At 67.3% G+C, this 25,907-nt stretch carries 28 protein-coding genes; 12 read left to right on the plus strand and 16 right to left on the minus strand.

The genetic code is table 11. The features are described 5' to 3' along the window. The first annotated feature begins 38 nt into the window (after positions 1-38). The 3 genes from QTH90_RS22265 to QTH90_RS22275 all read left to right on the plus strand — a co-directional run bounded on the left by QTH90_RS22265 (position 39) and on the right by QTH90_RS22275 (position 1,990). Positions 39-695 (plus strand): 50S ribosomal protein L25/general stress protein Ctc, encoded by a 657-nt coding sequence (locus QTH90_RS22265; RefSeq protein WP_286666752.1) that lies wholly within the window; start codon positions 39-41, stop codon positions 693-695. Positions 696-857: 162 nt separating this feature from the next. After that, positions 858-1,490 carry an aminoacyl-tRNA hydrolase gene (pth, locus tag QTH90_RS22270; protein WP_286666753.1) on the plus strand — a complete coding sequence of 211 codons (633 nt, stop codon included), beginning with the start codon at positions 858-860 and terminating at the stop codon, positions 1,488-1,490. A 185-nt stretch (positions 1,491-1,675) separates the two neighbouring features. Beyond that, complete coding sequence (locus QTH90_RS22275; protein ID WP_286666754.1) at positions 1,676-1,990, plus strand: hypothetical protein; 315 nt, start codon at positions 1,676-1,678, stop codon at positions 1,988-1,990. Here the strand turns inward: QTH90_RS22275 and QTH90_RS22280 are convergent. After that, positions 1,987-2,298 carry a YfhL family 4Fe-4S dicluster ferredoxin gene (locus QTH90_RS22280; RefSeq protein WP_286666755.1) on the minus strand — a complete coding sequence of 104 codons (312 nt, stop codon included), beginning with the start codon at positions 2,296-2,298 and terminating at the stop codon, positions 1,987-1,989. The genes QTH90_RS22275 and QTH90_RS22280 overlap by 4 nt on opposite strands. Positions 2,299-2,448: 150 nt before the next feature. Here QTH90_RS22280 and QTH90_RS22285 point away from each other — a divergent pair, with 150 nt between their 5' ends. The 6 genes from QTH90_RS22285 (at position 2,449) to QTH90_RS22310 (ending at position 9,135) form a co-directional block, all read left to right on the plus strand. Beyond that, positions 2,449-3,399 carry an ABC transporter permease gene (locus tag QTH90_RS22285; protein ID WP_286666756.1) on the plus strand — a complete coding sequence of 317 codons (951 nt, stop codon included), beginning with the start codon at positions 2,449-2,451 and terminating at the stop codon, positions 3,397-3,399. 49 nt (positions 3,400-3,448) lie between these two features. After that, positions 3,449-4,330 (plus strand): ABC transporter permease, encoded by an 882-nt coding sequence (locus QTH90_RS22290; RefSeq protein ID WP_286666757.1) that lies wholly within the window; start codon positions 3,449-3,451, stop codon positions 4,328-4,330. Positions 4,331-4,337: 7 nt separating this feature from the next. Beyond that, on the plus strand, positions 4,338-5,327 hold the full coding sequence (locus QTH90_RS22295; RefSeq protein ID WP_286666758.1) for an ABC transporter ATP-binding protein: 990 nt from the start codon (positions 4,338-4,340) through the stop codon (positions 5,325-5,327). Beyond that, positions 5,324-6,157 (plus strand): ATP-binding cassette domain-containing protein, encoded by an 834-nt coding sequence (locus tag QTH90_RS22300; RefSeq protein WP_286666759.1) that lies wholly within the window; start codon positions 5,324-5,326, stop codon positions 6,155-6,157. Before QTH90_RS22295 ends, QTH90_RS22300 begins: the two co-directional genes overlap by 4 nt. A gap of 84 nt (positions 6,158-6,241) precedes the next feature. After that, positions 6,242-7,732 (plus strand): ABC transporter substrate-binding protein, encoded by a 1,491-nt coding sequence (locus QTH90_RS22305; RefSeq protein WP_286666760.1) that lies wholly within the window; start codon positions 6,242-6,244, stop codon positions 7,730-7,732. After that, on the plus strand, positions 7,723-9,135 hold the full coding sequence (locus tag QTH90_RS22310) for an amidase (RefSeq protein WP_444814752.1): 1,413 nt from the start codon (positions 7,723-7,725) through the stop codon (positions 9,133-9,135). Before QTH90_RS22305 ends, QTH90_RS22310 begins: the two co-directional genes overlap by 10 nt. Before the next feature lie 24 nt (positions 9,136-9,159). On the opposite strand, the gene QTH90_RS22315 is transcribed toward QTH90_RS22310, so the two are convergent. Continuing rightward, complete coding sequence (locus tag QTH90_RS22315; RefSeq protein ID WP_286666761.1) at positions 9,160-10,035, minus strand: LysR family transcriptional regulator; 876 nt, start codon at positions 10,033-10,035, stop codon at positions 9,160-9,162. Between the two features lie 110 nt (positions 10,036-10,145). Here QTH90_RS22315 and QTH90_RS22320 point away from each other — a divergent pair, with 110 nt between their 5' ends. Both QTH90_RS22320 and QTH90_RS22325 read left to right on the plus strand, forming a co-directional pair. Beyond that, on the plus strand, positions 10,146-10,544 hold the full coding sequence (locus QTH90_RS22320) for a tautomerase family protein (protein ID WP_286666762.1): 399 nt from the start codon (positions 10,146-10,148) through the stop codon (positions 10,542-10,544). A 58-nt stretch (positions 10,545-10,602) separates the two neighbouring features. Next, the gene (locus QTH90_RS22325; RefSeq protein WP_286667007.1) at positions 10,603-11,958 is read left to right on the plus strand and encodes a tetratricopeptide repeat protein; all 1,356 of its coding nucleotides are present in this window, start codon (positions 10,603-10,605) and stop codon (positions 11,956-11,958) included. An 11-nt stretch (positions 11,959-11,969) separates the two neighbouring features. On the opposite strand, the gene glxR is transcribed toward QTH90_RS22325, so the two are convergent. The 7 genes from glxR to QTH90_RS22360 all read right to left on the minus strand — a co-directional run bounded on the left by glxR (position 11,970) and on the right by QTH90_RS22360 (position 19,361). Then, a complete protein-coding gene (gene glxR, locus QTH90_RS22330; RefSeq protein ID WP_286666763.1) occupies positions 11,970-12,848 on the minus strand; it encodes a 2-hydroxy-3-oxopropionate reductase in 879 nt (292 codons plus the stop codon). 19 nt (positions 12,849-12,867) lie between these two features. After that, a complete protein-coding gene (locus tag QTH90_RS22335; protein ID WP_286666764.1) occupies positions 12,868-13,656 on the minus strand; it encodes an HpcH/HpaI aldolase family protein in 789 nt (262 codons plus the stop codon). A gap of 42 nt (positions 13,657-13,698) precedes the next feature. Next, the gene (gudD, locus tag QTH90_RS22340; RefSeq protein WP_286666765.1) at positions 13,699-15,030 is read right to left on the minus strand and encodes a glucarate dehydratase; all 1,332 of its coding nucleotides are present in this window, start codon (positions 15,028-15,030) and stop codon (positions 13,699-13,701) included. A gap of 27 nt (positions 15,031-15,057) precedes the next feature. Continuing rightward, positions 15,058-16,020, minus strand: coding sequence for a Bug family tripartite tricarboxylate transporter substrate binding protein (locus tag QTH90_RS22345; protein WP_286666766.1), 963 nt, complete (start codon positions 16,018-16,020; stop codon positions 15,058-15,060). 96 nt (positions 16,021-16,116) lie between these two features. After that, entirely contained in the window at positions 16,117-17,148 is a 1,032-nt protein-coding gene (locus QTH90_RS22350) for a LacI family DNA-binding transcriptional regulator (RefSeq protein WP_286666767.1), read from the minus strand. 39 nt (positions 17,149-17,187) lie between these two features. Further along, on the minus strand, positions 17,188-18,570 hold the full coding sequence (locus QTH90_RS22355; RefSeq protein WP_286666768.1) for an amidase family protein: 1,383 nt from the start codon (positions 18,568-18,570) through the stop codon (positions 17,188-17,190). Positions 18,571-18,689: 119 nt separating this feature from the next. Next, positions 18,690-19,361 carry a histidine phosphatase family protein gene (locus QTH90_RS22360; RefSeq protein WP_286666769.1) on the minus strand — a complete coding sequence of 224 codons (672 nt, stop codon included), beginning with the start codon at positions 19,359-19,361 and terminating at the stop codon, positions 18,690-18,692. Positions 19,362-19,424: 63 nt separating this feature from the next. Between QTH90_RS22360 and QTH90_RS22365 the strand changes: the two genes are divergently transcribed. Beyond that, positions 19,425-20,135, plus strand: a complete 711-nt coding sequence (locus tag QTH90_RS22365) for an alpha/beta fold hydrolase (RefSeq protein ID WP_286666770.1) — start codon at positions 19,425-19,427, stop codon at positions 20,133-20,135. Positions 20,136-20,147: 12 nt separating this feature from the next. Here the strand turns inward: QTH90_RS22365 and pcp are convergent, their stop codons facing one another. The 7 genes from pcp to QTH90_RS22400 all read right to left on the minus strand — a co-directional run bounded on the left by pcp (position 20,148) and on the right by QTH90_RS22400 (position 25,907). Then, positions 20,148-20,795 (minus strand): pyroglutamyl-peptidase I, encoded by a 648-nt coding sequence (pcp, locus tag QTH90_RS22370; protein WP_286666771.1) that lies wholly within the window; start codon positions 20,793-20,795, stop codon positions 20,148-20,150. Positions 20,796-20,809: 14 nt separating this feature from the next. Next, positions 20,810-21,550, minus strand: coding sequence for a 5-oxoprolinase subunit PxpA (gene pxpA, locus QTH90_RS22375; protein WP_286666772.1), 741 nt, complete (start codon positions 21,548-21,550; stop codon positions 20,810-20,812). Beyond that, the gene (locus tag QTH90_RS22380; protein ID WP_286666773.1) at positions 21,540-22,583 is read right to left on the minus strand and encodes a 5-oxoprolinase subunit C family protein; all 1,044 of its coding nucleotides are present in this window, start codon (positions 22,581-22,583) and stop codon (positions 21,540-21,542) included. The genes pxpA and QTH90_RS22380 overlap by 11 nt, the downstream gene beginning before the upstream one ends. Next, positions 22,583-23,245: a 5-oxoprolinase subunit PxpB gene (pxpB, locus tag QTH90_RS22385; protein ID WP_286666774.1), complete on the minus strand. Its 663-nt coding sequence runs from the start codon at positions 23,243-23,245 to the stop codon at positions 22,583-22,585. The genes QTH90_RS22380 and pxpB overlap by 1 nt, the downstream gene beginning before the upstream one ends. Positions 23,246-23,330: 85 nt before the next feature. Next, on the minus strand, positions 23,331-23,834 hold the full coding sequence (coaD, locus tag QTH90_RS22390; protein WP_286601294.1) for a pantetheine-phosphate adenylyltransferase: 504 nt from the start codon (positions 23,832-23,834) through the stop codon (positions 23,331-23,333). A 42-nt stretch (positions 23,835-23,876) separates the two neighbouring features. After that, entirely contained in the window at positions 23,877-24,521 is a 645-nt protein-coding gene (locus QTH90_RS22395; RefSeq protein WP_286666775.1) for an RsmD family RNA methyltransferase, read from the minus strand. 30 nt (positions 24,522-24,551) lie between these two features. Further along, a complete protein-coding gene (locus tag QTH90_RS22400) occupies positions 24,552-25,907 on the minus strand; it encodes a M16 family metallopeptidase (protein WP_286666776.1) in 1,356 nt (451 codons plus the stop codon).

Below are 25,907 nucleotides of genomic sequence, written 5' to 3' on the forward strand. Positions count from 1 at the left end.
GTCGCACTGGTCGCGGTCGACTTCCACAGGAGCCAGTTATGAAATTCGTCGCTTTTGAGCGCGCAAAGCAGGGCACGGGTGCGAGCCGCCGTCTCCGCATCTCGGGCAAGACGCCCGGTATCGTCTACGGTGGCGAAGGCCAGCCCCAGCTGATCGAGATCGATCACAACGCGCTGTGGCACGCCCTCAAGAAGGAAGCCTTCCACTCGTCCATCCTCGAGATGGAACTCGCCGGCAACACCACGAAGGTGCTGCTCCGTGACGTGCAATACCACCCGTTCCGTCAGCTCGTGCAGCACATCGACTTCCAACGCGTCGACGCCCGCACCCGCATGACCGTCAAGGTGCCGCTGCACTTCAAGGGTGAAGAAGAGTCCGTGGCCGTCAAGCTCGACCACAACCTCGTGAACCACGTGATGAACGAACTCGAAGTCAGCTGCCTGCCGGCCGACCTCCCCGAGTTCATCGAAGTCGACCTCTCGGGCCTGACCAAGAACGCCACCATCCACGTCAACGACATCAAGCTCCCCAAGGGCCTGAAGTACGTGAGCCACGGCAAGGGCAACCCCGTTGTCGTCTCGGCCGTGTCCCCGCTGGTCGCCGAAGAAACGGCTGCAGCCGAAGGCGCCCCCGCCGAAGGTGCTGCCCCCGCAGCAGCCAAGGCCGACGCCAAGGCCCCCGCCAAGAAGAAGTAATCAGCTTCGCCTTGCCCAGAACGGCCCGCCCAGTGCGGGCCGTTTTCATTGGGGGCCACCGCGCCCGGCCGCCCGAAGCGGCCGGCCCGCCCCCGGCAGGGGGTAGGCGCACCGACACGAAGTGCGGGAAGCCTGGGGGCGAGCAACAAATATGATCCTTCCATGATCAAGCTGTTTGTGGGCCTCGGAAATCCAGGCCCGGAATACGAAGCCACGCGACACAACGCGGGCTTCTGGTGGATCGACGCGCTCGCGCGCGATCTCAAGCTCACCCTGTCGCCCGAGCGGTCCTACCACGGCCTGGTGGCGCGCACGCAGGTTGGCGGCAAGCCCCTGTGGCTGCTCGAGCCGCAGACTTTCATGAACCTCTCGGGCAAATCGGTCGCGGCGCTGGCGCGCTTCTTCAAGATCGAACCGCAGGAAATCCTGGTGGCGCACGATGAACTCGACGTGGTTCCGGGCCAGGCCAAGCTGAAGCTCGGCGGCAGCCACGCCGGTCACAACGGCTTGCGCGACATCCACGCCCAACTCGGCACGGCCGACTACTGGCGCCTGCGCCTGGGCATCGGCCACCCCGGCGTGAAGTCGGAGGTCGTCAGCTGGGTGCTGAAGAAGCCTCTCAAGGAACAACGCGAGGCGATCGACGATGCGATCACCCGCACCCTGCACGCCTTCCCGGCGCTGTTGGCCGGAGAGATGGACAAGGCGACATTGCTCATCCACACGAGCAAGCCGCCGCGGCCCAAACCACCGAGGCGCGAGCCCGGCGAGGGGGACGCACCCGCCGCGGGCTAGCGGAAGAGAAAGAAGTAAGGGGAGCTAGAAAAATGAGACTGTCACACTCACGAATCGCAGCAAGGAGCGCCATCTTCATGGCGGGCGCCTGCCTTCAATGGGCCGCTCTCGCCGCCGGGAGCGGCCATGGAACCTGGCGCTGCGGCAACACCTACACCGACCGCCCCTGCGAAGGCGGCAAGGCGGTGAATCTCGAAGATGCGCGCCATGCCGATCAGCGGCGCGATGCCGACCAGACGACCCGCGACGTCCGAGCTGCGGCCGATCGCATGGAGCGGGAGCGTCTGCACCTGGAGTCCATCAGTGCTCGCAGGCAGGCTTCGTTGATCGACAACAAGCCGCAGCCAAGAGCGGCAACGCCATCGCATCGGGACGCGAACGGCATTTACAAGCTGAAGAAGAGGCAGAAGGACCCGGTCTACGTCAGCAGGCAAGACCCGGCTTCACCGCCGAAGAAGAAGTCTTCCAAATCCGGCGACCGGGCCCCGGAGAAAAGCTAGGACGCGGACGCAGCGGCTGGCGGAACGCTGCCAGCCGCGCCGCCGCCCTGCGCAGCCTGCTTCGCGGCGGTGAGCCGCTCGAATTTCTGCCACAGGGTCTCCCGCGTCTCCACGTGTTGCGGGTGGGTCGGGATGCAGGCAACCGGGCACACCTGAACACACTGCGGCTCGTCGAAGTGGCCAACGCATTCGGTGCACTTGTGCGGATCGATCTCGTAGATCTCCACGCCCATGTAGATCGCGTCGTTGGGGCACTCCGGCTCGCACACATCGCAGTTGATGCATTCGTCGGTGATCATGAGGGCCATCCCGGCATTATCGACCGGCTGCCGCCGGGGCGCCCCCGGGGCGACCGAAGCCCCCACGAAGGGCAGTGAGGACGTGCGAGCGCCGAACGCGGGAGCAAACGTTCCCGGGCATGGTCGTTGCGTCAATCGGGTTATGCTGCGCCCCGCCCCATGAGCCTGTTTCTTTTCAAACGCCTCGTGACGCTGATCGCCACCCTGATCGGCGCCTCCATCATCGTTTTCCTGGTGCTCGAGATCCTGCCCGGCAACGCTGCGCAGATGCTCATGGGCCCGGACGCATCGCCCGATGCCGTGGCAGCCCTTGCCGCCAAGCTCGGACTCGACCAGCCGGCATGGACCCGTTACTGGCACTGGATCGGCGGCCTCCTGACCGGCCAGCTTGGCGACAGCTATGCCTACAGCTCGCCGGTGCTCGACCTGATCCTCGAACGGCTCGCGCTGACCGTGCCGCTGGCACTGCTTGCGATGACCTTCACGACCCTGCTGGCGCTGGTGGTCGGCGTCACCGCGGCGGCGCGACACAACAAGCTCGGCGACGTCGGCCTGATGGGGCTGACGCAGGTGGGCATCGCCATCCCGAACTTCTGGTTCGCGATCCTCCTGATCCTCGTCTTCTCGGTGCAGCTGCAATGGTTCTCCGCCGGCGGCTTCGAAGGGTGGGACGAAGGCATCCTCCCCGGCCTGAAGGCATTGCTGCTGCCGGCCCTGTCGCTCGCGGTGGTGCAGGCCGCCATCCTCGCGCGCATCACGCGCTCGGCGGTGCTGGAGGTGATGCGCGAGGACTTCGTCCGCACCGCTCGCGCCAAGGGCGTGTCGCAGCGTGCGGTGCTCTGGCGCCATGTGCTGCGCAATGCGCTGATCCCGGTCATCACGGTGATGGGCATGCAGTTCTCCGAGCTGCTCGCCGGCACGATCGTGGTCGAGAACGTGTTCTACCTGCCCGGTCTGGGCAGGCTGATCTTCCAGGCCATCAGCAACCGCGACCTGATCGTGGTGCGCAACTGCGTGATGCTGCTGGCCGCGATGGTCGTCATCGTCAACTTCGTCGTCGACGTGCTCTACGCCGTGATCGACCCCCGCATCAAGGCATCGGACATATGAGACCCCCCGGCTTTTCACGTCGCCTCACTGCGGCCCGGCGGCTCCCGCCATGAGCGCCCTTCCGGTCGGCGTGCCGAGCGCGGCTGCGTTCAAGGTGCCGGGCTTCTGGCGCCGTGCGTTGCACCATCGCAGCTTTGCGATCGGCGCCGTTCTCACCTTGCTGTTGCTGCTGGCTGCGGCGGTGTCGCTCGTCTGGACGCCCTGGTCGCCCTATGAGATGGATCTGGCCAGCAAGCTCCAGCGGCCCAGCGCCGCGCACTGGCTGGGCACGGACACCTTCGGCCGCGACGTGGCGTCGCTGCTGCTGGTCGGGGCGCGCGCGTCCATCCTGGTCGGGGTGATCGCGGTCGGCATCGGGCTCACGGTCGGCACTGCGCTCGGCCTGCTCGCCGCGGCCAGGCGCGGATGGGTGGAGGAAGCGATCATGCGCTTCACCGATTTTTCGATGGCCTTTCCCGCGATCCTGTCGGCGATCATGATGACGGCGGTGTTTGGCGCGGGCATCGTCAACGCGATCATCGCGATCGGCATCTACAACATCCCGACCTTCGCGCGCATCACGCGTGCATCTGCCAATGCCATCTGGTCGCGCGAGTACATCGCCGCCGCGCGCGCCTGCGGCAAGGGCTCGTTCGCGATCACGATGCAGCACGTGCTGCCGAACATCTCGGCGGTGCTGATCGTGCAGATCACCATCCGCTTCGCAGTGGCGATCCTCGCCGAAGCGGCCCTCTCCTACCTGGGGCTCGGCACGCAGCCGCCTCAACCGTCCTGGGGCCGGATGCTCAGCGAGGCGCAGACCATGATGTTCCAGGCGCCCTTGCTTGCCGTGTTTCCGGGCATGGCCATCGCCTTCGCGGTGCTCGGCCTCAACCTGCTCGGCGACGGCCTGCGCGACCTTCTGGACCCACGCCTCGCCCGCGCACGCTGAACCCGCCATGCCTCTGCTCGAAGTCAACAATCTCCATGTGCAACTGCAGACGCAGCGCGGGCCGGCCGAGGCAGTGCGCGGCATCGGCTTCACGCTGGAGCGCGGCGAAACGCTCGGCATCGTCGGCGAATCCGGCTGCGGCAAGTCGATCACGGTGCAATCGCTGATGGGGCTTTTGCCTTCCAGCGCCAAGGTGACGGGCAGCATCCGCTTCGACGGCACCGAGTTGGTCGGCCTCCCCGAGCGCGACATGTGCGAGCTGCGCGGCAACCGCATCGGCATGATCTTCCAGGAGCCGATGACGGCGCTGAACCCGGTCCACACGATCGCACGGCAGGTCGGCGAGCCGCTGCGGCTGCACCGCGGCCTGTCGAAGGCCGAGGCCCGCAAGGAGGCGCTCGCGCTGCTCGAACGTGTCGGCATCCCCGACGCCGCATCGCGCCTCGACGCCTATCCGCATCAATTCTCCGGCGGGCAGCGCCAGCGCATCGGCATCGCGATGGCGCTGGCCTGCGGACCGGACCTGCTGATCGCCGACGAACCGACGACTGCGCTCGACGTCACGATCCAGAAGCAGATCCTCGAACTCATCCGCGGCCTGGTCGCGGAGCGCGGCATGGCGCTGATCCTCATTTCGCACGACCTCGGCGTGATCGCGCAGAGCGTCTCGAAGATGCTCGTGATGTACGGCGGCAGCGTAGTGGAGAGCGGTCCGACCTCGGCCGTCTTTGCCGAGCGTGCCCACCCCTACACCCAGGGCTTGTTCGCGGCCCGCCCCGCGCTGGGCGCGCCGCGCGGCGTGAAGCTCGCGACCATCCAGGGCAGCGTGCCCGAGTTGATCGACCTGCCGGCGGGATGCCCGTTCGCAGGCCGCTGCCGCTACACGGTCGACGCCTGCCTTGCGACACGGCCACCGCCCGTCCCACTGCCGCACGACCATCAGGTGCGCTGCATTCGGCTCGACGAGATTGCCACCGAGGAAGGAGCGACCGCATGACGGACCGCTTCGATCCCGATCCCCAATCCGCTCCGCTGCTGGAAGTCATCGACCTCGTGCGCCACTACACGTTGCCGCGCGAACGACTCTTCAGCCCGCCGCCGATGGTCAAGGCGCTCAATGGCGTGAGCTTCAGCATCCGGCCCGGCCAGAGCCTGGGCATCGTCGGCGAATCGGGCTCAGGCAAGTCGACCATCGCGCGGCTGGTGATGGCGCTCGACCGGCCGACTTCGGGCAGCGTGAAGCTGCTCGGGCGCGACCTGCACGCACTGCCCAAGGACGAATTGCGCGCGGCGCGGCGCGATGTGCAGATGGTGTTCCAGGACCCCTACGGCTCGCTCGATCCGCGCCAGACGGTGGCGCGCATCGTCGCCGAGCCGCTCGAAGCGCTCGCCGAAACCAGCCGGGCCGAGCAGCGCGATCGCGCCGGCGAGTCGCTCGCCGCCGTGGGCCTGCGCACCAGCGACCTGCACAAGTACCCGCACGAGTTCTCCGGCGGCCAGCGGCAGCGCATCGCGATCGCACGGGCGCTGATCACGCGCCCCAGGCTCATCGTGGCCGACGAGCCCGTGAGCGCGCTCGACGTCTCGGTGCAGGCCCAGGTGCTCAACCTGATGCAGGACCTGCAACAGCAGTTCGGCATCAGCTACCTGCTGATCAGCCATGACCTCGCGGTCGTCAACCATCTCTGCGATGAAGTCTGCGTGCTGCACCGCGGCCTCGTGGTCGAGCGCGGAGCGCCACAGCAACTCTTCGCGCACGCGGAGCACCCCTACACGCAAGCGCTGCTGGCCGCCGTGCCACGCGCCGAGCCGGTGGCCGCGCCATGAGCAATTCCTTGCCGCGCGGGCGGCAGGTCGCGATGATGTAACGTTGTATTTCCACACCCTCAGCTTTTCCCTGGAGCCTTGACCATGTTGAATCGCCGCACCCTCCTGACCACCGCCGCACTCGCCACCGTGCCGCTCGCGCTGCCGCAGGCCGCATTGGCGCAGGGGCGCAAGGATTCGATGGTGCTCGGCATGGGGCTCGAACCTCCGGGGCTGGACCCGACCGCCGGCGCCGCCTCTGCCATCGGGGAAGTCGTCCTGTACAACGTCCTGGAGACTCTCACCAAGATCAATTCCGACGGGAACGTGACGCCGCTCCTGGCCGAAAGCTGGGAAATCTCGCCCGACCTGCGCACCTACACCTTCAAGCTGAAGCGCGGCGTCAAGTTCCAGAACGGCGAGCCCTTCAATGCGCAAACGGTCAAGTTCTCGTTCGACCGCGCCGGCAGCGAAAAGAGCACCAACAAGGACAAGCGCACCTTTGCCAACATCAGCACGCAGGTGGTCGACGAACACACGGTGGTGCTGATCAACAAGGAAATCGACCCCGACCTGCCCTTCGTCCTCGGCCAGGCGACGGCCGTCATCGTCGAGCCGAAGAGCGCCGACGCCAATGCCACCAAGCCCGTGGGCACCGGCCCCTACAAGCTCGACGGCTGGAACAAGGGCAGCTCGCTGGTGCTCGGCAAGTGGGATGGCTTTCGCAGCCCGGGGGCCACGAAGCTCAACAAGGTCACCTTCCGCTTCATTTCCGATCCGGCCGCGCAGGCTGCCTCGCTGCTGGCCGGCGACGTGGACGCCTTCCCGCGCATCGCGACGCGTGTGGTGCCGCAGTTCAAGAGCAACCCGCAGTTCCAGGTGATCTTGAGCGGCTCGCGCGCCAAGACCATCCTGTCCATCAACAACAAGAGGAAGCCGCTGGACGACGTGCGGGTGCGGCGTGCGATCTCCATGGCCATTGACCGCAAGGCCGTGATCGAAGGCGCGGTCGATGGCTTCGGCGTGCCCATCGGCAGCCACTACGTGCCGGGCGCTGCAGGCTACATCGACACCACGGCCGTGAACCCCTTCAACGTCGAGAAGGCCAAGCAGTTGCTGGCCGAGGCCGGCGTGAAGACGCCGATCGAACTCACGATGACGCTGCCTCCGCCGCCCTACGCCCGCCAGGGCGGCGAGGTGATCGCCGCGCAACTGGCCAAGATCGGCATCAATGTGAAGATCCAGAACGTCGAGTGGGCGCAGTGGCTCAGCGGCACCTACGGCAACAAGGACTACGACCTCAGCATCGTTTCGCACGTGGAGCCCTTCGATCTCGGCAACTACGCCAAGTCGGACTACTACTGGGGCTACCAGTCCAAGGATTTCAACACCGTGTTCGACAAGATCAAGAACACAGGAAACGTGGCGGAACGCAACAAGCTCCTGGGCGAAGCGCAACGCCTGCTTGCCAACGACGCGGTCAACGCCTTCCTGTTCCAGCCGCAATGGCCGACCGTGGCGAAGAAAAGCGTCAAGGGCCTGTGGAAGGACATGCCGATCTTCGTCAACGATCTGTCGGCGCTGTCGTGGTCGTGAGCAACGCGCTGCACGACCTGTCCGCGCAGGAACTGATCGCCGCCTACCGCGAAGGGCGCCTCTCGCCGGTCGAGGTCACGCAGTCCGTGCTCGACCACATCGAGCGCTGGGAGCCCCGGCTGCAGGCCACCTGGCTGCTGCGGCCCGAGGCCGCGCTGGAGCAGGCGCGCGCCTCCGAGGCGCGCTGGCGGCGCGGCGAGCCGCTCGGCCCGCTCGACGGCGTGCCCACGACCATCAAGGAAAACATCGCGACGCGCGGCGACCCGATGCCGGCCGGCACGGCCGCCGTCGAGCTGCGACCCGCCGAAGCAGACGCGCCGCCCGCCGCGCGCCTGAAGGAAGCCGGCGCGGTGATCGTCAGCAAGACGACGATGCCCGACTACGGGATGCTGTCCTCGGGCCTGTCGAGCTTCCACAAGCTGGCGCGCAATCCGTGGGATCTGTCGAAGACCCCCGGTGGTTCGAGTGCCGGTGCGGGCGCCGCGGCGGCCGCAGGCTATGGCCCGCTGCATATCGGCACCGACATCGGTGGCTCGCTGCGCCTGCCGGCCGGCTGGTGCGGCATCTTCACCCTCAAGCCCAGCCTGGGGCGTATCCCGATCGACCCGCCCTACATGGGCCGGGCCGCGGGCCCCATGACGCGCACCGTCGGTGACGCCGCGCTGATGATGCAGACGCTCGCGCAGCCCGATGCACGCGACAGCATGAGCCTTCCAGCGCAGGAGATTGCCTGGGCGTCCTTCGACGTGGGCATCGATCACCTGCGCGGCTTGCGCATCGGTCTGCTGCTCGATGCCGGCTGCGGCCTGGCCGTCGAACCCGAGATCAAGGCGGCTGTCGAGCACGCGGCGCGCCTTTTCGAACGGGCCGGCGCCATCGTCGAGCCCATGCAGCCCTTCATGTCGCAGGCCATGCTCGATGGCATGGACCATCTCTGGCGCACGCGTTCGCTGGTCGACATGAATGCGCTGAAGCCCGAACAGCGCGCCAGGGTCCTGCCCTACATCCGCGAGTGGGCCGAGAGCGCTTCCGGGTTCAGCGGTGAGCATGTGTTCCGCGCCTTCAGCCAGTTCCACACGACGAGAGTCGCGACCGTGGCAGCGTGCGCGAAGTACCACTACGTGATCTCGCCCACCGCGCCCAACGCCCCGGCCGCCGCCGAGCTGCCCTCGCCCACCAACGACCCGCTGAGGCCTCTGGAACACATCGGCTTCACGGTGCCGTACAACATGTCGGAGCAGCCAGCATCGTCAATCAACTGCGGCTACACCACGAGCGGCTTGCCGATCGGCTTGCAGATTGCCGGACATCGCTTCGACGACCTCGGCGTGCTGCAGGTGTCACGGGCTTTCGAGCTGATCCGCGATCCCCAGCGGCCCTGGCCGCAACCGCCTCGCGACTGACGCAGCTTGGCGCCGCCGGGCAGCTCAGACGAGATGCGATGTGAGCAAGTCACGCGCTCGCGTCACGAACTCCGTTTCGCCCCGGCGTGCAGGCAGGAAATGAAAGGCGACCCGCGGCAACGCCGGCAATCCGTGCGGCGTCGCGAGACGCGCCACGCCTTCGCACAGCGCCGATTCGTTGAGGCATGCCACGCCGAGGCCTGCCGCCAGCGCCGACTGCAAGCCGGCGACGCCTGACGCCACATGCGCCACGACGTAGGGCACCGCACGCTGGCGCAGCAACTTCACGGTGAACTGGTGCAGCGAACAGGTGTCGGGCAGGACGAGAAGCCGCAACGGCTCGTCACGCTTGAAATGCCTTCCCTCCGCACCCATCCACGCGAGCGACTCGCGGCGCAGCACGGCGCTGCGCGCCTGATCGTCGGACTTTGAGCCGACCGAATTGCCCGAGATACGCATCGACAGCCCCACATCGAAATCGCCGCGCGAATACCCCGCTTCGATGGCACCGCTCTTCAGGACGCTCACATTCAGGCGGACTTGCGGATAGCTCTCGCCCAGCCGGCTCAGCAGGCGCGTCAGCTCTCCAGGGCGGAAGTAGTCGGTGACCGCGAGCCGGAGTTCGCCCTGCAGCGACTCGCCTCGCAAGTCGCGAAACGCCTCGTCGCTCAACGCAAGAATCCTGCGCGCATGCGCGACCAGGCGAATTCCTGCGGGCGTCGGCATCACGCCGGCCTTGCTGCGCGTCAACAAGGACTGCCCGACCCGCTCCTCCAGCTTGCGCATCTGCTCGCTCACGGCGGACTGCGACAGGAAGACCATCGGCGCCGCCGCGGTCAGGCTCCCGGCCTCGACGACGGCGACCAGGGTCTTCAATTGCTCGATGTCGAACGATTGCATGCCATTCATCCATTCGTATAACCGATGGAAAGTATCATATCTTCCCGCTTTTCGGATGACGTCATTCTTTCCACAATGACACCTCGTTCATTGCAGGAAAGGACAACACCATGCCGCACATCGTCGTTCACCTCTCGGGCCAGCCTGACGCGCAACTCACCCGGCGCGTCGTCGACAAGGTGGCCGAACTCACTCAGACCGTGCTCGACAAGAAGCTGCCGGTGATCGCGATCACGGTGCAATACATCCCCGCCGACGCCTGGTTCATCGGCGGGCAGTCGCTGGCGGAGCTAGGCCAATCGGCGTTTCACCTTGACATCAGCATCACCGACGAGACCAACACCAAGGCGGAGAAGGCGCGCTATCTGCGCGAGATCCACGCGGCGATGGCGGCGCTGCGGAGCAATCTGCACGAGGTGTCGTATGTCCACCTGATTGACGCCCGCGCCGCCGCCTACGGGTACGGCGGCAAGACGCAGGAATACCGGCACCAGCAAGCCGGCGTCTGATCGCAAGCCGATCCGGGGCGTGGCAACATGAGGGCACACGCCAAGCCACGCCCCAGGAATCGCCTTGAGTTCAGCCGCCCGCTTCACCGACAGCCTCGGCAATCCGCTCAGCCTTGCCGACCCGACGAGCGTTGACGCGGTCAACGCCTTTGTCGAAGGTTTCATCTCGTGCGAGGCACGGGCGGTCGACGTGCTCGCCGCCGGCCATGATCCGAGCCCCATCGTGCAGGCCTATTGCGCGACGCTGCACCTGTTTGCGGAATCGCGCGATGCGGCATCCAATGCACGGCCATTCATCGAACGCGCACAGGCCACAGCCGCAAGCGCCACGCCCCGCGAGCAGCGCTACATCGCCGCCATCGCGGCCTGGGCGGAGGGCGACATCGCCCGTGCGATCGCGCTCCATCACGAGCAGGCGCGCGAGCATCCACGCGACCTGGCCTCGCTCAAGCTCGGCCAGTACCACTGCTTCAACACCGGCGACTGTCCCGGCATGCTGCGGCTGGCGCTCGCGTCACTGCCTGCAGCGGGCGACGTGCCCTACCTGCACGGCATGGCCGCTTTCGGGTACGAGCAATGCCATCTGATGCGCGAAGCCGAGGCCAGCGCGCGCCGGGCGATTTCGATGGAGCGCAAGGAGCCTTGGGCGCACCACGCGCTGGGCCATGTGATGCTGACCGAGGGCCGCCTGACCGAAGGGCTGGCGTTCATGCGCAGCGTGAGCGACACCTGGGTCGGCCTCAACTCCTTCATGGTCACGCACAACTGGTGGCACGTGGCCCTCTTCCTGATCGACCTCGGGCGCGACAAGGAGGCACTGGAGATCTACGACCGGCAGGTGTGGGGTGTGGTCAAGGAGTACTCGCAGGACCAGATCGGGGCCGTCTCGTTGCTGGCGCGCTTCGAACTGGCGGGTATCGACGTTGGCGACCGCTGGCACGATCTCGCCGACCATGTGGCAGTGCGGCTCGACGACCACGTGCTGCCGTTCCTCGATTTGCAGTATCTGTACGGATTGGCGCGCGCCGGCCGACCCGAGGCCGACCGACTGATGGGCAACATCGAAGCCTTTGCGCCGAAAGCACCGCCGTCGGCGCGCGATGCATGGCAACGCGTGTGCGTCCCGGCTGCGCACGGGCTGCGCGCCCATGCCCGCGGCGAATTCGAATCGGCGATCGAAGGGCTGGGACTGGCGCTGCCGCGACTCATCGAGATCGGCGGCAGCCACGCGCAGCGTGATCTATTCGAACAGGTCTACCTCGATGCCCTGATCCGAAGCGGCACCGAGGCCACGCTGACCGGCGCACAAGGCATCCTGCAGCGGCAGGTGAACAGCCAGCCCGAGTCCATGCGGCTGCGCCGACAGGCCGAGGCCGTCTACGCGCGGCTGGGCTTGCCGGCGTTCAATCGCTGAACACGGCCGTGTCAGTCCGGCGCGACTTCGTGCGCCGCCATCTGCTCCAGCGCCTTGACGAGTGCCGAGTGATCCAGTTGATCCCACCCATGGGCGGCGCAGGACTGCATCAGTTGCGCGGCCGAAGCGGTCTGCGGTAGCGCCACGCCCATCGACTTCGCGCCCGCCAGTGCAAGGCTCAGGTCCTTCTGATGCAGCGCAATGCGGAAGCCGGGGTTGAAGGTGCGCTTGATCATGCGCTCGCCATGCACTTCGAGGATGCGGCTAGCCGCGAATCCGCCCATCAGCGCCTGACGCACCTTGGCCGGATCGGCGCCGGCCTTGCTGGCAAACAGCAGTGCCTCGCCCACGGCAGCGATGTTGAGCGCCACGATGATCTGGTTGGCCACCTTGGTGGTCTGGCCGTCGCCGTTGCCGCCGACGAGCGTGATGTTCTTGCCCATGGCCTCGAAGAGAGGCTTGGCGCGTTCGAACACCGCCTCCTCGCCACCGACCATGATCGTCAGGCTCGCCGCCTTGGCGCCCACTTCGCCGCCGGAGACGGGCGCGTCGAGGTAGTCGCAGCCGAGTTCGTTGATCTTCTTGGCGAAACGCTTGGTCTCGATCGGCGCGATAGAGCTCATGTCGATCACGAGCTTGCCCTTCGTGAGACCGGAGGCGACGCCGTCCTCGCCGAACAGCACCGTCTCGACATCCGGTGTGTCCGGCAGCATCAGGATCACGACATCGGCCGCGCGCGCGACATCGGCATTGCTGGCGCAGGCAGTCGCGGTCTTCAGCGCGTCAGGCACCTTGCTGCGCGTGCGCACGAACATCTCGTGGCCGGCCTGCAGGAGGTTCTGCGCCATCGGCGCGCCCATGATGCCGAGTCCGATGAATCCGATTTTCATGTTCAAGTCCCTTTCAGTATCAGTAAGAGGAGGAGCCGGCCTTGGCCGGCGCGGCGCGCATCTTCGAGAGCACCTGCTGGGCGCCTGCGGCGATGAGCCGCGCGTCGGAGCTGACGGTGACGAACTGGAAGCCCTTGGCCACGCGCGCCAGCGCACCTTCGGGCGTGCCATTGTGGATGCCGGCGACCAGGCCGTGCGCCTTCGCGCGTTCGAGCACGTGGTCGATCGCTTGCGCGACCGGCGGATCGACATCGTCGAACACCGGGCGGCAGCCCAGCGCGAGCGAGAGGTCCGAGGGACCGATATAGACGGCATCCAGCCCCTCCACCGACATGATCGCGTCGAGGTTCTCGAGCGCCTGCGCCGTCTCGATCATCGCGAAGGTGACGATGGTGTCGTTGGCGTGCTGCGCATAGTCCGCCCCGCCATAGAGCAAGGCCCGCACCGGCCCGAAGCTGCGCGTGCCGCGTGGCGCGTAGTGGGTGTAGGCCACGAGCCGCGCGGCCTCGTCGGCCGTGCTGATCATCGGGCAGATGACGCCGTAGGCGCCGGCATCGAGCGCCTTCATCAGCGCACTCGGCTCGAGCCAGGGCACGCGCACGACCGGCACGGTGTCGGTGGTGGAGATGGCTTGCAGCATGGGGATCATCGACTGGTAGTCGACCACGCCATGCTGCAGGTCGATGGTCAGCGAATCCCAGCCCTGGTGCGCCATGGTCTCGGCGGAAAAGCCGTTCGGGATCGCGAGCCAGCCGTTGACGGCCGCCCCTCCTGATTTCCACAGCGTTCGCAAGCGGTTCTCTCTCATGGGGCGCTCCTTGGTGTTGTCCGTGAGTATGCGACCCCGGGCTCAGCGGTCGAAAGCCGGACGCTTGGGGTTGAAGGTCCAGCCGGGAATCAGGCTCTGCATGGCGACCGCGTCGTCTCGCGCGCCCAGGCCATGTTGCTTGTAAAGCTGGTGCGCCTTCTCGACTTCGGCCATGTCGAGTTCGACGCCGAGGCCGGGTTTCTTCGGTACCTGCACCAGCCCGCCTTCGATGCGCAGGGGCTCCTTGGTCAGCCGCTGCCCATCCTGCCAGATCCAGTGCGTGTCGATCGCGGTCACGCGCCCCGGCGCGGCGGCGCCGACCTGCGTGAACATGGCGAGCGAGACGTCGAAGTGGTTGTTGGAATGCGAGCCCCAGGTCAGGCCCCAGTCGCGGCAGGTCTGCGCGACGCGCACCGAGCCGGCCATGGTCCAGAAGTGCGGGTCGGCCAGCGGGATGTCGACCGATTGCAGGGACAGCGCATGCGTCATCTGGCGCCAGTCGGTGGCGATCATGTTCGTGGCCGTCGGCAGCCCGGTGGCGCGCCGGAACTCGGCCATCACTTCGCGCCCCGAAAAGCCTTCCTCGGCGCCGCAGGGATCTTCGGCATAGGCGACGACGCCGCGCATGTCGCGCATCAGGCGGATCGCGTCCTTCAGCAGCCAGCCGCCGTTCGGGTCGAGCGTGACTCTCGCCTCCGGGAAGCGCTCGTGCAGCGCCGTGACGGCTTCGATTTCCTCTTCGCCGCGCAGCACGCCGCCCTTGAGCTTGAAGTCGTTGAAACCGTAACGCTCGCGCGCCGCTTCGGCCAGGCGAACGATGGCTTCGGGCGTCATGGCCTTCTCGTGGCGCAGCCGGGACCAGTCGTTGTCGGCCTGCGGCTCGCGCGCGTAAGGCAGATCCGACTTGTCGCGATCGCCGACGAAGAACAGGTAGCCGAGCATCTCGACCGCGTCGCGCTGCTGCCCTTCGCCGAGCAAGGCGGCAACGGGCACTTCCAGGTGCTGGCCCAGCAGGTCGAGCAGCGCGGATTCGATGGCCGTCACGGCATGAATCGTCGTGCGCAGATCGAAGGTCTGCAGGCCGCGGCCGCCAACATCGCGGTCGGCGAACTTCTGCTGCACCTGCTGGAGCACGCGCTGGTGTGCGCCGATGGGCTGGCCCACGACGAGATCGCGGGCATCGTCCAGCGTCTGGCGGATCTTCTCGCCACCCGGCACTTCGCCCACGCCGGTGCGGCCGGCGTTGTCGGTGAGGATCAGCAGATTGCGCGTGAAGAACGGACCGTGCGCGCCGCTGAGGTTGAGCAGCATGCTGTCGCGGCCGGCGACCGGGATCACGCGCAGTTCGGTGATGACAGGGGTGGAGGTGGTCATGGGGATTCGCTCAGGACGGTTGGGCTGTCAATCAATGGTGATCTTGCCGGTCTCGATCACCTTCTTCCAGCGCGCGAACTCCTGCTGCTGGAAGGCGGCGAACTGGGCCGGCGTGTTGGCGACGACTTCGAGGCCGATCGCCACGAACTGCTGCTTGACCGCCGGGTCGTTGAGCGCAGCGGCCATCGCATCGTGCGCCTTGGTGCGCACGGCAGGCGGCAGGCCCTTGGGCGCCACGATGGCCTGCCACGAATACACCTCGACGTTCTTGACGCCCGCTTCGGCGATGGTAGGCACATCGGGCAGCACAGGCGAGCGTTTTTCGCCGGTGACGGCCAGCGCACGGAGCTTGCCTGCGTTGATGTTCTGAACGACGGCGTTGACGTTCTGGAAGGAGGCTTCCACCTGGCCGCCGAGCAGATCGGTGATGGCCGGGGCGCCGCCCTTGTAGGGTACGTGGAGGCCGCTGGTGCCGGTCTGCTGCCAGAACAACTCGGCCGTGAGGTGGTCGCTCGAACCGTTGCCCGATGAGGCGAAAGTCATCTTCCCGGGATTGGCCTTGAGGTAGGCGATCACGTCCGCCACCGTCTTGTGCGGCGACTTCGGGGGCACCACGAGCACATTGGGCGCCTGCACCGCCACGGTGATGAGATCGAAATCCTTCAGCGCGTCGTACTGCATGCCCTTGATGAGGTGCGGCGCGATCACGAGCGGCCCGAGCGAGGTCACGAGAAAGGTCGAGCCATCGGGCGCCGAGCGCTTGACCTGGGCGGCGCCGATGGTGCCCGTGGCGCCCGCCTTGTTGTCGACCAGGAAGGGCTGGCCCAGCTTGTCGGTGAGCTTGGGACCGATGGCACGAGCGACCATGTCGGTCGACCCGCCGGCAGGGAATGGCACGACGAGCGTCACCGGCTTCTGCGGCCAGTCCTGTGCGTGAACGGAAGTGGCTGCGGCCAGGCCGATGGCGAGGAAGGTCAACAAGAACTTCATGGGTGTGCCTCTTTCATGGTAGCGCTATCTTTTGGAGATCGAATGATAGCGCTACCGTTCCAACGCGCAAGCGGTCTGTCTAGGGGTTTGCACGGATCAGGCGCTGGCGCGGTCGACGATGGTGAAGCCGACGTCGACGATCTGCGGCCCGGTCTGCCGACCCTCCGCCCGGTCCACGATGAATTGCGCGGCTGTGCGGCCGATCGTGGCGCCATCGATGCGAACGGTCGTCAAGGCGGGATTCAGGTCCGCCGAAAACTCGAGGTCTCCGAAGCCGACGACAGCCAGTTGCTCCGGTACCGCGATGCCTCGCGATTGCGCTTCGATCATCACGCCCAGTGCAACGAGATCGGAACTGCAGAACACGGCGTCGATATCCGGAAAATCGCGCAGCAGTTCGGCCAGCGCGCCGCGCCCGCTCTTCAGGGTCGTCGGCGCAGGCACCTGCCTGACGGGAACATCGCGCAATCCGGCCGCACGCGCCGCATCCCGGAATGCCTGGTGGCGCCGCTGCGAGCGCTCGTCGTCGCCGGCCACGACGGCAAGCCGGCGTCGGCCCTTGCGGAAAAGAAACTCCACCACGGCTCGGCCCACGTCAGGGTGCGAAAAGCCCACGATCATGTCGAGCGGCGTCGGCGTCAGGTCCCAGGTTTCGACCACCGGAATGCCGGCGGCCACCAGACGCTTGCGGCCCTCGGGCGAATGCATGATGCCGGTCAGCACGATGCCGTCGGGCCGGCGGCCGATGATGGCTTCGAGCAGCGCGTCTTCGCGCGAATCCACATAGCCGCTCTGACCCAGCATCAGCTGGTAGCCCCGCTCCGCGAGCGCTTCGGTCAGCGATTGCACGGTCTGGAGGAACACCGGCCCGGTCATCGTGGGCACCACCGCGGCGACGAGGCGGCTGCGGGTCGATGCCAGCCCGCCCGCGAGCACATTGCGCACATAGCCCGTGCGGCCCACGGCGTCGGTGACTTTCTTCAGGACTTCGGCCGAGACCTGCTTGGGCGAACTCAATGCGCGCGACGCGGTGATGGGCGCGACACCGGCGAGCTTTGCGACGTCGTGCAGGGTGACCGCGCCGCTGCCCCGGCGGGCGCGTCGAACAGGGGTGCCGTCTTTGCTCATCGGGCCATTCTAGGCCGACGATAGCGCTACCGCACCGGGTCAGGTGGCGTAGCCGGGCGGCGGCACGAAGCCGCCGAACTCGCGCTCCACGGCTTGTGCGAAGGCGATCGTGGTGCGGTCTTCCAAGCTCGGGCCGATGATCTGCATGCCGATGGGCAGCCCCTCGTCGCTGCGCCCGATCGGCATGGTCGTCGATGGCAGGCCGGTGAGCGTCGCGATGCTCGACCAGACGGCCTGGTCGCGGTATGGAATCTCCCTGTCGTCGATCGTCAGGCGCCGGGCCTCCATCTCACGATGGTCGTGCGGAAACGCGGGTGTCGGCATGACCGGACACAGGATCACATCCCACTCGCGGAAGAAAGCCCGCCATTGATGCGCGATGCCCATCCGTTCGCGATCCGCTCGAATCCAGTCGCGATGGCTGATGCCTCCCGCCTCGGCCGGCATGTCGGCGCTGATCACCGCCCACAGGAGTTGGCCCCACAACGACGCAATGCGCCCCAGATCCGGCAGCAAGGGACTCGTCCGCCCGACATGGCAACCGGCGCGCTCCAGCCCCTCGACCACACGTTGCAGGGATGACCGCACAACACGAGACGTGGGCAGCATCGGATGCACATCGAGCACCAGCACGCGGAAATCTTGCAGCGCAGTCCCGCGCGCAGGCGGCAGCGCGAGACGGTAGGCGACGGCCTCCGCATCGTCGGGACCGGCAATGACATCCAGCGCCAGCGCGAGATCGCCTGCACTTCTCGCCATCGGGCCCACCACCCCCAGGTCGATGTCTCTGCCCACGGACAGCGCAGGCGTTCCCGGCGGTGCGAAGCCACGCATCGGCACGAGTCCGTGCGAAGGCTTGTGCGCGAGGACGCCGCAAAAGTGCGCCGGCGCGCGAAGGGAACCGGCCAGGTCCGAGCCGAATTCGAGCGACACGTAGCCCGCCGCCAGCGCGGCCGCGGCGCCGCCGGACGAGCCACCCGGCGTTCGCGCCGGATCCCACGGATTGTTTGTCGTGCCGAAGAGCGGGTTCGAGCTCTGCCAGTCCGCCAGATGCATCGCGACATTGGTCTTGCCGATGACGATGGCACCGGCAGCCTTCAGGCGGCGAACCACGACTGCGTCGTCGGTGACCTCGATCGTCTCGGTGCCGGGAATGCCCCAGGTCGTCGGCAGGCCTGCAACATGGAAGCCCTCCTTGACCGTGAGCGGAACGCCCAGCAACGGAAGCTGCTCGCCGCGCGCGAGCGCCGCGTCGGCCGCAGCCGCCGCCGTCCTGGCGCGCCCGAAATCCCGCACGACGACCGCGTTGAGCTGCGGATCGAACTTCTCGATGCGATCGATCGACCGGCTCAGCAGCTCGACGGCCGAGACCTTGCCGGTCCGAAGGGCGGCCACGAGGTCGCTGGTGCTTGCATAGTCCATGGGCAATTGGCCGGTTGATGGCACACGCAGCCATGATGCCGGCGCGCCCGCGCACCTGCTTGATCTTCGTTGCGATGCGCTTGACGAATCTTGCGCAGACCGGCGTCACGCGCCGCGCATCACTTCTTCAGGTGTCGGCGCTGGTCGTAGGTGGGTTGCGCGGGCAGGTCGGCCAGATGCCGGATATCGGCCCAGTCCACGATCTCGATCAGTGAAGGCGCCGTGGCGTCGGCGATGCGGATGCGGTTGAAACCCGCATTGGGAATGTCGCTCTGGCGTGGCCCGTTCAGGCCCAGCCCCCGCGCCGTGCGCCAGACCATGTCGAGAACGCCGCCGTGGGTGACCACCAGCACGGTCTGCCCCGAATGCTCGACGGCGATACTGCCCAGGGCCTCCATGATGCGGGCGTGGAACTGGCGCGGCGATTCGCCCTCGGGCATGGCATGGTCCTCGCGGAACTGGAGCCAGTCCTCCCAGGCGCGCGGATGCAGGTTCTGGATTTCGTCGGCGCGCATGCCCTCGACGACGCCGAAGTTCTGCTCGCGCAGCGCGGCCGAGGTCGCGATCTCCAGTTCGAGCTGTCGCGAAGCCGGTGCGGCCGTCTGCTGCGCCCGCATGAGGTCGCTGCTGATCAGGTGCTGCACCGGCTCGCCCGCCATCCGGAGCCCGAGCCGGCGTGCCTGCTCGTGGCCCATGTCGTTGAGGGGCACGTCGATGTGGCCCTGGAAGCGCAGTTCGCGGTTCCAGTCGGTTTCTCCATGGCGGATCAGGATGAGGTCGGTGCTGGGCATTGGCCGATTGTCACCCTCGGGCGTGTCCGCTTCATGTAGCCGCCGTTCAACGAGAATCCGCCGATGCCTACTCTTGTTCTGCTGCCCGGGCTCGCCTGCGACGAGCGCCTGTGGCAAGCCCAGTTGCCCGCCCTGCCCTCGACGCTCGATGTTCGCGTGAGCGATGTGCATATGCGCCACGACCGCATCGAGGCCATGGCCGCGACCGTGCTCGCGGAACACCCCGGCCCGCTGATCCTGTGCGGCGCCTCGATGGGCGGGATGATCGCCATGGAAGCCGCACGGCAAGCGCCCGAACGCGTCGTGGGGCTGGCCCTGCTCGGCACCAATGCACGGCCGGAAACGCCCGACATGTACAAGCTGCGCGAATCGGCGATCGAGCTGTTCGAACGCGGCGAGGCGCGCGACGTGATCGAGCTCAACGCGGGATTCGCCTTTCACCCCAAGCAAGCCGGCGACGCCGCTCTGGTGCAGCGCTACGTCGAGCTGGTGCTCGATGCCGGCGCGACTCAGCTGATCCGCCAGAACCGTGCGCTGATGGAACGGCCCGACGCGCGGCCGCATCTTTCCAGCCTGCGCTGCCCGGTGCTCGTGCTGTGTGGCGACAGCGACCGCCTCACGCCACCCGAGTGCTCGCGCGAGATCGCTGCGCTGATGCCCCATGCCGAGCTGGTGTGGGTCGCACAGTGCGGCCACATGCTCACGATGGAAAAGCCCGAGTTCGTCAACACCACCCTCGCGCCCTGGCTGCAGCGCCTGCTCGCAGGCGCATGAGCCGGCGACGGCTCAATGCAGCTGGCCGCCAGTCTCGCGCACGTCTTCCCGAACGGACAGTGACGTCCTGACGGCGACGCGCAGCGCGGAGATCACGGTCTCCAGCGCCATGCTCGGCAATCCCGGAAGACGCGCGACCTGCTCGGGCAAGTACGGGATGTGGATGAAGCCGCCGCGCATGCCGGGCACCGGCCGGGTCGCGATGCGATGCATCAGGCCGAAGAACAGGTGATTGCAGACGAAGGTGCCGGCGGTGTTCGACACCGATGCCGGAATGCCGCCCGCGCGCAGGTCGCGCACGATGGCCTTGATCGGCAACGTCGAGAAGTAGGCGGCAGGCGCGCCCGCCACCACGGGCATGTCGATCGGCTGGCAACCCGCGTTGTCGCAGATGCGGCCATCGTCGACATTGATCGCCACGCGCTCGGGCGTGATCTCGCTGCGCCCTCCCGCCTGGCCGATGCCGAGCACCAGTTGCGGCTGCAACTCGTCGATGGCCGCATCGAGTTCGCGCAATGCAGCGCCGAACACGCAGGACACACGGCGCGCATGCACCACCGCCCCTTCGCAGCGCCAGCCGTCAAGCGCGCGCACGGCCTCCCACGAGGGGTTGATGGCGTCCTTGTCGAAGGGCTCGAAGCCGGTCAGCAGGACATTCACGACACTTGCACGGTTCAAGCCGTGGCGACCACGGCGATGCCTTCGGCCGTGAGCCGCTCGCGGATGCGGCGCGCGAAGGCCAGTGCATGCGCGCCGTCGCCATGCAGGCAGACGGTCTGCGCGTTGACGTCCACCACGCTGCCGTCGATGGCGGTGACCTTGTGGTCCCGCACGAGCGACAGCGTCTGTGCGAGCGACTGCTCCTCGTCCTCGATCAGCGCACCGGGTTGGCTGCGCGGGACGAGGCTGCCATCGGGCTGGTAGCCGCGATCGGCAAACACTTCCTCGACCGGCTTCAGCCCCGCGCGCTCGGCGGCGCTGATCATGCCGCTGCCGGCCAGGCCAAAGAAGCGCAGCCCGGGGTCGAAACGCCGCACTGCCTCGCAGATCGCCTCGGCAAGCACCGGGTCCTTCACGGCCTGGTTGTAGAGCGCCCCGTGCGGCTTGACGTGGGCGAGCGTGCCGCCTTCGGCCTTGACGATCGCCGCGAGCGCACCGACCTGGTAGAGCACGCCGGCCACGATCTCCTCGGGCGGCAGATTCATCGTGCTGCGGCCGAAGTTCTCGCGATCGGGAAAGCTGGGGTGCGCACCGATCGCGACGCCGTTGTCGATGGCCCAGCGCACGCACTGCCGCATCGTGTTGGCGTCGCCGGCATGCCAGCCGCAGGCGATGTTGGCCGAGCTCACGAGGCCGAGCAGGGCCTCGTCGTTGTCGCAGCCTTCGCCGAGGTCGGCGTTGAGGTCAATCTGCATGAGTTACTCCTTCGACGGAATTCTGCGCCGGAGCGATCCATCCGGCGGACGCAAGGCCTTGCGCCACCTGCGACAGGTAGCGCCGCTGCCCGTCCCAGGCCGCGAGCGCCTCTGCCGCATCCACCGGCTGAAGGCGCAGCCGCCCGTTCAGGGGCGCCTGCGCCAGCTTCCAGAGATCGGCACGGATGACCACGCCGATGCGGGGATAGCCACCGGTGGTCTGCGCGTCGCCCATCAGGATGATCGGCTGGCCGGACGGCGGCACCTGGATCGTGCCCGGAATCACGGCCGACGAGAGCATGTCGGCGCTGCGCTTGCGCTTCAGTTCGGGGCCTTCCAGCCGACTGCCCATGCGGTTGCTCTGCGGCGTGATGCGCCAGGGCTCGCGCCACAGGAGGTCGCGCGATGCGACGGTGAATTGCTCGAACTCGGGGCCGGGCATGACGCGCAGCACGATCGCCTGGTCGTCGGCGTGGAAACTCCACTCGGGCATCCGCAAGCCAAAGGGGCGCCGCGCCAACTGGGCCGCGTTGAGGGCCGGCGCGCCCAGCATCAACTGATCGCCTGCTTTCAGCACCCGGCCTTCGTGCCCGCCGAATCCGGCTTTCAGGTCCGTGCTGCGGGAGCCGAGGACCAGCGGGACGTCGATGCCGCCCGCGACGGCCAACCAGGTGCGCAGGCCCTGCTTGGTGCTCGAACGATTGGCGCGGCCCAGCTTGAGGATCTGCCCTGCATTCACCGCGACGCTCCAGCATGGCCACAGCGGCACGCCATCCAGGCGGACATCGAAGTCGTCGCCTGCGATGGCGATACGCGTGGCCGTGTCGAAGCGCAGCTCGCATGCGCCCATGGTGAGTTCCAGGCCCGCCGCGCCATCGGCGTTGCCGACGAGACGATTGGCCAGCGCGAGCGCGAGCGTGTCGAGGGCGCCGCCCGGGCAGATGCCCAATTGCCGATGACCGTAGCGGCCCATGTCCTGAACCGAGGCCATCATCCCCGGCCGCAGCACCGTGACGCTTGCGCGTGCCGTCATCAGAGTTCCACGCTTTCGACGACGAAACGAACGTGGTCGCCGGGGCGCAGCAAGGTGGGTTCCGCAGCGGCCGGATCGAAGAGTTCGAGCGAGGTTCGTCCGATCAGTTGCCATCCTCCCGGCGAAACCAGCGGATAGATGCCCGTCTGTTCGCCGCCGATGCCCACCGAGCGGGCCGGCACCGCCACTCTCGGCTCGGCCCGCCGTGGCGTCGCCAACTCCGGAGCGAGCCCGCCCATGAACGCGAAGCCGGGCAGGAAGCCGAGCAGGTACACCACGTAGTCGCCCTCGCTGTGGCGCCGGACGACCTCGGACGGCGTGAGGCCGGTGTGCGCGGCGACATCGGCGAGGTCGGGCCCCGCCTCGCCGCCGTAGGCCACCGGGATCTCGATACGGCGCCCCTGAATCGAAGCCGCTGCCAACTGCGGCCACGCCGACAGCACCTGCATCTCCAGCTCGACGCCATCGATCTGCGCAGGTTCGAAAAGCAAGGTCAGATTGTTCATGCCCGGCAGCACTTCGCGGATGCCGCGCCACTGCATGGCTTCCGTCGCCAGCGCCCAGATCTGCTGCTGCTGCGCCAACGTTGCGGGTGCAGGCAACTCGCACAGGAGCGCCGCTTCGCCGAGGGAGTGGAGTCGGGGCGACGCTGCGTGGGTCATATCGCCAGCCGCCGGGCCGCCCCAAGGCTGGCGAGCCTCCCCTCAAGGAGGTGGCGAAGTACGCGAAGCGACAAGCCGGGGGGCATCATTCCCGTCCGAGACTACGGACTTTCGCCATCAGGCTGTCTTGAACATTCGGCGACACGAACTTGTCGACCTCGCCGCCCAGCATCGCGATCTCGCGCACGAAGGTGCTGGAGATGAACTGGTACTTGTCGCTCGGGGTGAGAAACACGGTCTCCACCTCCGGCATCAGCGAACGGTTCATGCCGGCGAGCTGGAATTCATAGTCGAAGTCGGTCACGGCACGCAGGCCGCGCACCATCGCCTTGCCGCCGCGCGCCACCACGAAATCTCGCAGCAGCCCCGAAAAGCTTTCGACCGTGACCTGGTCGCTGAAGGGGCGCACCGCATCGCGCGCCATGTCGATGCGCTCCTGCAGCGTGAAGAGCGCCTTCTTGTGATGGCCGGCCGCCACGGCGACGATGACCCGCGAAAACAATTGGGTTGCACGACGCACCACGTCTTCGTGGCCTAGCGTCATGGGGTCGAAGGTGCCGGGGTATACCGCGATCACATTGTTGGACATGCTTGCTTCCTCCTTTACAGACGCTTCGACTGGTCCGGCGGATTATGCAGCCGCGTCCGGCGCGCGCTGGAGAAGGTGGGCGTGGACGGCGCCCGCCTTCAGATAGCGGTAGCCGATCAAGCCGAGCGCGGACAGCTCGTCGTCGCTCCATCGGCGAGCCGCTTCGAGATAAGCCACGCCTTCGGGCCGCAAGGCACGCGCGGCGGCGCGCAGCGCCGGCGCATAGAGGGCGGTGTTCTCGAAAGGCGGGTCGAGGAAAACGACATGCAGGCTGCCGGCAGGCGCACGTTCGATGGCGGTCACGCCATTGCCCCGCTCCACCCGCACGGCGTCGGCAGCGAGCTTGGTCTTGAGCGTCGTCAACTGGGCGACGAGCGCCGGATCCTGTTCGCACAACAGCACCGAAGCCGCTCCGCGCGATGCAGCTTCCAGGCCCAGCGCGCCCGTGCCGGCGAAGGCATCGACGCAATGCCAGTCCGGTAGTTCGCCGCCGCCGGCACCGGCCAGGCTCGCCAGCCAATTGAAGAGCGTTTCGCGCACCCGATCAGGCGTGGGACGCAGGCCGGGCTTGTCGGCGACGGCCAGGCGCGTGCGCTTCCATTGGCCTCCGATGATTCGTACGAAATGCGGTGCCTTGGCAAGCTTGGCCGGCGCGGAACTGACAGATTTTCGAGGCGTTGGTTTCACGCCCCGAGCTTAACGGCAGCCGCGCGAATTTCAGGGCTTGCCGCCGCCCACGACCACGGTGACCATGCGGTCCGGCTGCAGCTTGCGGGCAAACGCCGCCTTGATGTCCGCCGCCGTGATGGCGTTCATGCGGGCGGTCCAGGTGTCGAGGTAGTCCAGCGGCAAGTCATTCCAGGCGATGTTCGCGACGTTGCCCAGCAGCTTGCGATTGCTGTCGAGCAGCAGCGGGAAGCCGCCGATGAGGTTGTCCTTGGCCGCCTTCAATTCGGCAGCGGTCGGGCCCTCCGCGACGAACTTCGCGAGCACGTCGCGCGAAACCTTGACCGCTTCGTCCGCCTGGTCGGGCCGCGTCTGGAAGCCGATGCGGAACGCGCCCGCATGCAGCCCCGGCGAGAAGCCGCTGTAGACGCTGTATGCAAGGCCCCGCTTTTCCCGCACCTGTTCGGTCAGGCGCGAGACGAAGCCGCCGCCCCCGAGAACGTAGTTGCCGAGGGTCAGCGCGAAATGGTCCGGGTCGGCACGCCGGTAGCCGGGCTGGCCGATGATCACGTGCGCCTGCGCGGAATCATGCGCGATGCGTTCCTCCTTCGCGGCAGCGAGCGGTGCCACCTCGGGCACGGGAGGCAGTTCCGTGCATGCAGACGACGACGGCAGGCGGGACAGCAGCGCTGTCGCGATCTCCCCGGCCTGCTCGCGCGTCACCGCGCCGACGATGCTGACCTTGGCGCGGCACGGCACGATCAGCTGCTCGTAGCGGCGTCGCATCGTGGCGACGTCGATCCGCGCCAGCGTGGCTTCGGTGGTGTCCAGCCCGTAGGGATGCGTCCCGTACACCGCCTGCGAGAACGCCTTTTCGGCGATCGTCGCGGGCTTCGTGTTGGCTTCCCGGATGGCGGCGTTGATGCGTTCGCGCTCGCGCTTCCACACGTCTTCAGGGAACGCCGGCTCGCCGATCTCGCGCGCGGCAAGACGTACGGCCTTGTCGAGCAATGCCGGGTTGGAGAGCGTACGGAGCGTGAAACTGGTGCGGTCCGAACCGGCGCCCGCGTCGAAGTCGGCGCCCAGGTCGGCCCACGCTTCGCCAAGGGCGTTCTGGTCCATTGCGGGTTCGCTGCCGCTGGCGCGAATGCCCTTTTCGACCATGTCCGCAGTCACGGACGCGAGACCCGCTTGCGCGGGAGGATCGCGTCGCCCGCCCGCATCGAAGTCGATCTGGACATCGACGATGGGCAGCGCGTTGGTGGCGGCAAGATAGACCTTCGCGCCGCTCGGCAGCGTCCAGTGCTGGATCGGGATCGCCGCGTGGGCGCCGGCAGTCAAGACGGCCGCGGCAACGGCAAGAACGGCACGACGCGAGACGCGTCGGATATCGAATGGGATGAACAT

The organism is Variovorax flavidus, from assembly GCF_030317145.1.
In the GTDB taxonomy this organism is placed as follows: domain Bacteria; phylum Pseudomonadota; class Gammaproteobacteria; order Burkholderiales; family Burkholderiaceae_C; genus Variovorax; species Variovorax flavidus.